The organism is Shewanella profunda, assembly GCF_023283765.1.
Taxonomy (GTDB): Bacteria; Pseudomonadota; Gammaproteobacteria; order Enterobacterales; family Shewanellaceae; genus Shewanella; species Shewanella profunda.
The window spans coordinates 210776-217137 of record NZ_JAKILG010000003.1; the positions used below are offsets into that span (position 1 = coordinate 210776).

At 45.8% G+C, this 6362-nt stretch carries 4 protein-coding genes; all 4 read left to right on the plus strand.

Features of this window, described 5'->3' with window-relative positions:
* Positions 1–33 precede the first annotated feature (33 nt).
* Positions 34–2292, plus strand: a complete 2259-nt coding sequence (locus tag L2744_RS02915) for an ABC transporter permease subunit (RefSeq protein WP_248990642.1) — start codon at positions 34–36, stop codon at positions 2290–2292.
* A gap of 59 nt (positions 2293–2351) precedes the next feature.
* The gene (gene pstA / locus L2744_RS02920; protein WP_248990643.1) at positions 2352–4010 is read left to right on the plus strand and encodes a phosphate ABC transporter permease PstA; all 1659 of its coding nucleotides are present in this window, start codon (positions 2352–2354) and stop codon (positions 4008–4010) included.
* Between the two features lie 33 nt (positions 4011–4043).
* A complete protein-coding gene (pstB, locus tag L2744_RS02925; RefSeq protein ID WP_248990644.1) occupies positions 4044–4862 on the plus strand; it encodes a phosphate ABC transporter ATP-binding protein PstB in 819 nt (272 codons plus the stop codon).
* 83 nt (positions 4863–4945) lie between these two features.
* Positions 4946–5656, plus strand: a complete 711-nt coding sequence (gene phoU, locus L2744_RS02930) for a phosphate signaling complex protein PhoU (RefSeq protein ID WP_248990645.1) — start codon at positions 4946–4948, stop codon at positions 5654–5656.
* The last annotated feature ends 706 nt before the right edge of the window (positions 5657–6362 follow it).

The following is a 6362-nucleotide window of genomic DNA, read 5'->3' on the forward strand; positions in this document are numbered from 1 at the left end:
AAAACGCTAGCTATTAATAAATAGAGGTTCTTAATGGAAAGTCAGGTCACTCAACCTGGTTCTGCGTCTCACAATATGTTGAAAGGTGGACGTTCAAGTCGCAGGGCATTTAAGGATAAAGCGGCTCAAATTGGGGTCACTATTGGCGGCACTATGGTGTTTGTCGCCCTATTGTTGATCTTCTTTTATTTGCTGTATGTGATAAAACCCATTTTTGATAGTGCGGATGTGACTCATCTAAAAAGTGTGAGTTATCAGCATGCCGATACGGCAACGCTTATGGTTGGCGTCGATGAACAAAATGAGGTCATGTACCGTGTCTCCGTTGATGGTCAAGTGGATTTTTACACTGTGGCCGACGGCAGTTTGCTCTCTTCTTTTTCACAGTCGCTGCCTGAGGGTGTGACTGTCACAAGTGCTGCGGTAGCTGCATCGAGTGAACAACGCTTCGCGCTGGGATTAAGCAATGGTCAAGCCCTGATTCTGGGCATTGAGTTTGGTTTAACTTACCCAGATAACAAGCGCTTGATTACCCCTAAATTGCGTTATCCCGCAGGTGAAACGCCTGTCACTGTTGATGAGTCCGGTTCTCCGATTAGTAAACTTACTTTCATTTACACCTCAGATAAGATGAGTTTTGCCTATGAAGATCATCTTGGGGTTTGGCGTTTAAGCCGTCTCGAAGGTGAAGAGAATCTGATGACTGAGCAGATTGAATGGACGACTACGACGTCGATTATTCAAGATGCGCCGAAAACAGTGGTTCAGCAGTTGATGACTCCGGACCAACGTCAGTTGATGTTGCAGATGGGCAACAAAGTCTTTGTGTATGATATCCGTGATGCTGAAGCCATTGAATTAATTCAAGTGATTGATGCTGAAAAGGACAAGTCAAAGGTTAACCAGATTGCACTGTTAGCCGGAGCGAGTTCAATTCTGGTCAGCTATGACTCTGGTGTGGTAGCACAATACTTTCAAGTCAATGGTTCGAAAGGTCGTTTATATCAGGAAATTCGTGAGTTTAATGACTTACCTCCTATCGCATCTATCACCTCTGAATTTTACCGTAAGAGTTTTGCGGTAGTGAGCCCAGAGGGGGAGTTGTCATTACTCTATACCACAAGTCACCGTGAACTCTTTGACGAAAAATTTGACCTTAAAAACCCCGGTAAAATGGGTTTTAGCCCTCGCTCAAATGCCATAGTGGTTGAAGCGGATAAGAAGTTGCATATCTTTAGTGTGGAGAACTCCCACCCTGAAGTGTCATGGACCGCTATGTGGAACAAGGTTTGGTACGAAGGTTACCCAGAGCCTAAATTTGTATGGCAATCAACCTCAGGCTCCGACGACTTTGAAGCCAAACTCAGCTTAATGCCATTAGCCTTTGGCACCATGAAAGCCGCGTTTTACGCCATGCTGTTCGCAGTGCCATTATCGATTGCAGGGGCAATTTATACTGCTTACTTTATGTCACCTAAAGTGCGTGCTTTAGTTAAACCAACAATTGAAATTATGGAAGCCTTGCCAACGGTGATTTTAGGTTTCTTGGCAGGACTATGGTTAGCGCCATTGATAGAGGAACACCTGCCCGGCATTTTAATTCTGTTGGTGTTATTACCAACATGTATTCTGACCTCTGCCTACGCTTGGAGTCGGTTGCCAGCCCAATGGAAACAGCGTCTGCCTGAGGTATATCAAGAGCTCATGCTGATCCCTGTGATTTGTTTTGTCGGTTGGTTCTCTTTCGCGATAAGCCCGATAATCGAAGTCGCCCTGTTCGATGGCAACACCCGTCAATTTATTACTAACGAACTGGGTATCACCTTTGATCAACGTAATGCCTTGGTGGTTGGTATTGCCATGGGTTTTGCGGTTATTCCAACTATTTTCTCTATTGCAGAAGATGCCATTTTCTCTGTACCTCGCCACCTATCAAACGGCAGCTTGGCGCTAGGTGCAACACCTTGGCAAACCTTAACGCGAGTGGTGCTATTAACCGCAAGTCCAGGGATTTTCTCCGCGGTAATGATGGGACTGGGACGCGCTGTGGGTGAAACCATGATTGTACTTATGGCTACGGGTAACACTGCGATTATGGAATGGAGCGTATTTGAAGGTATGCGTACCTTGGCGGCGAACATTGCGGTAGAAATGCCAGAGTCGGCCATTGGTAGCTCCCATTATCGTGTGCTCTTCCTCGCGGCATTTGTTCTGTTCGTGTTTACCTTCTTGTTTAACACCATTGCGGAAGTGGTGAGACAGCGTCTACGTGACCGCTATAGCTCGCTGTAACGGAGATAAGATAATGATACTAAATACTATTTCGCCAGTGACCTTGAGAGGTTTGTGCAATGGGTAAGTGGGTAAAATCAGGCTCGCCGTGGATTTGGATGACGGGCGGAGCGGTGAGCATCAGTTTGATTGCGGTATTAGGCTTATTACTGCTGATTGCATGGCGCGGTTTAAGTTACTTCTGGCCTGCGGATCTTTATCAATGGGAGCTTGAGGATAGTTCGGGTGTCCGTTCAACCTTAATCGGTGAGATTTACGATAGGGAAGAAGTACCAACGGAGCGCCTTATCGCCGCGGGGCATGTGTTTAAAGAGCATCCGGGCGAGTTTGTGAGCCGTTATTTAGTGAAAACAGGTAACCGCGAGTTTGTTGGCTTAGATTTCCGTTGGATACTCGCAACGGACATCATTAGCCGTTCTGTGCCCAGCGATGTGGCCATGATTGAGCGAGCTAAAAACGGTAACTTTTATGGTTATCCGGTTGCAGTGATTGAAGATGGCAAGCGTCTTGATTTAGTTAATGATGCCATTGAATCTTCGTTAGAGGAACATATTGAGCGTGCGGTAGCGCTGTCGGACAAGGCGCTCAAACTGCAAAAACAAGATATTGGTGCTATTAACTATTCAATTGAGAGACTCCGTTTAAAAGAGCGTCGCTACGAGTTAGATGGTGAACTCACCGATAGCCGTAAATTAGAATTAGTGGCGAGCAAAGAGGCGCTGCAAAAAGATTACTTAGTGCTGGAAAAAGAACTCTTCACCCTGCGTGATGAAGCAGCCCGCGATTCGGTTATCGTGCGTGATATGCGCGGTATTGAAGTGGAGCTAAAGCTTGATTCGGTTCTGGATGTTACCTATGTAAATCACTTAAGTTTACTGGGTAAAGTTAGTCATTGGTTTGTGGGTATAGGTCGATTTATGATTGATGATCCCCGCGAAGCTAACACCGAAGGCGGCGTGTTTCCTGCGATTTTCGGTACTGTATTTATGGTTATGTTAATGGCGGTTATCGTGACGCCATTTGGCGTGGTAGCAGCAATTTACCTGCATGAGTACGCTAGGAAAGGCCCGATCACTAAGATGATCCGTATCGCTGTGATTAACTTAGCGGGTGTGCCCTCAATTGTTTATGGTGTGTTTGGTTTAGGTTTCTTCGTTTATATGATGGGTGGCTCAATCGACCAACTGTTTTATGCTGAAGCATTGCCAGCGCCTACCTTTGGTTCGCCTGGGGTAATTTGGTCGGCGTTAACGCTCGCGATTTTGACCTTGCCCGTGGTGATTGTATCGACCGAAGAAGGTTTGAGCCGTATTCCAAGCGCCGTGCGTCAAGGCAGTTTGGCACTGGGTGCCACTAAGGCCGAAACCCTGTGGCGGATTGTTATCCCGATGGCGAGCCCTGCTATTATGACTGGTCTGATTTTAGCGGTTGCACGTGCAGCCGGTGAAGTGGCACCGTTAATGTTAGTGGGTGTGGTGAAATTAGCACCAACATTACCATTGGACTTAAACTTCCCATTTGTGCATTTAGAACGTAAATTCATGCACTTAGGGTTCCATATTTATGATGTGGGCTTCCAGAGTCCTAACGTTGAAGCGGCGCGTCCTCTGGTATACGCAACCTCCTTCTTGCTGGTGACTGTGATTGTGGCACTCAACTTGACGGCCATTAGTGTACGTAATCATTTACGTGAAAAATATCGTTCGCTTGAGCACTAATCAGCGATTATCCTGAAAGTATTAGGACTGAATATGATTTCTATAGATTCGACAGCAATGAAAACGAGCAACTTTGATTTAGCGAACTTAAGCCAGAACGATACCGCACTGGAGATCTGTAACTTAGATTTGCGCTATGCCGACAAGCAAGCGCTATTTAATGTGTCGATGAAGATCCCCAAGAAGCAAGTGACAGCATTTATCGGCCCCAGCGGTTGTGGTAAATCGACCTTATTGCGTTGTATTAACCGCATGAACGATTTAGTTGATAACTGCTATATCGACGGTGAGATTTTGCTGCACGGTCAAAATATTTACGACAAAAAAATCGATGTGGCAGCTCTGCGCCGAAATGTGGGCATGGTGTTTCAACGCCCAAACCCGTTTCCAAAGTCTATCTACGAGAACGTGGTTTACGGCTTACGCTTGCAAGGGATTAATAATCGCCGAGACTTAGATGAAGCCGCCGAGCGCTCACTACGCGGTGCCGCGATTTGGGATGAAGTGAAAGACAGATTGCACGATAACGCCTTTGGTCTATCGGGCGGTCAGCAGCAACGTTTGGTGATTGCCCGTGCAATTGCCATTGAACCGGAAGTATTATTACTCGACGAACCTACATCGGCACTCGATCCTATTTCAACCTTAACCATTGAAGAGTTGATCACTGAGCTGAAAACCAAATATACCGTCGTGATCGTTACCCACAATATGCAACAGGCGGCGCGGGTATCGGACCAAACGGCCTTTATGTATATGGGCGAATTAGTGGAATATGCGGATACCAATACCATTTTCACTACGCCTAAAAAACGTAAAACGGAAGATTACATCACCGGACGTTACGGTTAATCGCCTCTGGGATTTATCGGATAAAGCCGCAGCTTAAGGCTTTTAGCCTAGGTTGATAAACAGTTAAGTAAAAGGTTGGCCAAATGGAAAACATGAATTTAAGTAAGCATATCTCAGGACAGTTTACCGCTGAACTAGATGATATCCGTAATCGCGTACTCGCTATGGGTGGCTTGGTTGAACGTCAGCTAGAGCAAGCGATCGATGCCTTAAGTGCCCTCGATGCCGAGTTAGCCCAGCGGGTGATTGATGGTGACCATAAAGTCAACGGTATGGAAGTATCGATTGATGAAGAATGCACCCGTATCATTGCTAAACGTCAACCTGCGGCCAGCGATTTACGGCTGATTATCGCTATTTCTAAATCCATTGCCGATCTAGAACGTATTGGTGATGCCTGTGTGCGAATAGCGAAAGCAGCACTCGATAAGCGTTTGAATAATCAGCAGCCTTTGTTAGTTAGCATTGAGAATATGGGCCGCCATGCGACTCGCATGTTGCATGCCACACTGGATGCTCTGGCACGTATGGATGCCGATTCAGCCCTAGAATTGCACAAGGAAGATGCCAAGCTTGACCGCGAATACGAAGGTATTATTCGTCAGTTAATGACGTATATGATGGAAGATCCACGCTCAATCCCCGATATTTTAGATGTACTTTGGGCCGCTCGAGCCGTAGAACGTGTCGGTGACCGTTGTAAGAATATCTGTGAATACATCATTTACTACGTTAAAGGTAAAGACGTTCGCCATACTTCCTACGAAGATATGGAAAAGGACATGAAAGGCTAACACACGCATTAATCTGCTGTTGTAATGCCATTCGCTGAATAAAACGCTCCACAGTCTCTGTGGAGCGTTTTGCTTTTAGGGCTTTTAAATGCGGTTTAATAAATGCCGACTGCTTTATAGACTGATTTGACAGGGATAATAGCAATGATGAGTCAATTTGATTTAGCAAAAACGCATTGGAAAATTCTGCAGGGCTAGTATAGCTGAGTGAACTGTAATTTTAGTTGCTAGGCGTTGGCTGGTATCCACACATACAGGCTTGCCATGGTACTTACTCACCGACACGGTGAATAGAAACCTAGGTTTCTGAGCTTATGAACGAGAGCCATGGATGGCGAACTGGCAGTTAAACAAGGATGTTGTTCAAGTCCATCCTTGGATGCTCGACCGCCCCGTCCATGGGGCGGACGGTCGTCTCGCTAATCACCATGGCTCACCTTTCGTGCATTCACGTAACCTGTAGATTTAAAAGATATACGCAACACACTTTTGGACATTTTTGAGTTAAAGCCTTAACTCGAACTCGTCAGTTCCGGATTAAAATTTCTATGGATAACGCCCAATTAGGGTGTGAAGCACGCGACCACATAACCTCGTAGTGTTCAAATTTCTGTGTCATTTCTTTAAGCTATACCAAAAAGAGATGATTTATGACCACACCTACTTTTGATATCAATGCTGCCATTCAAGCACTACGTGAAGGTAA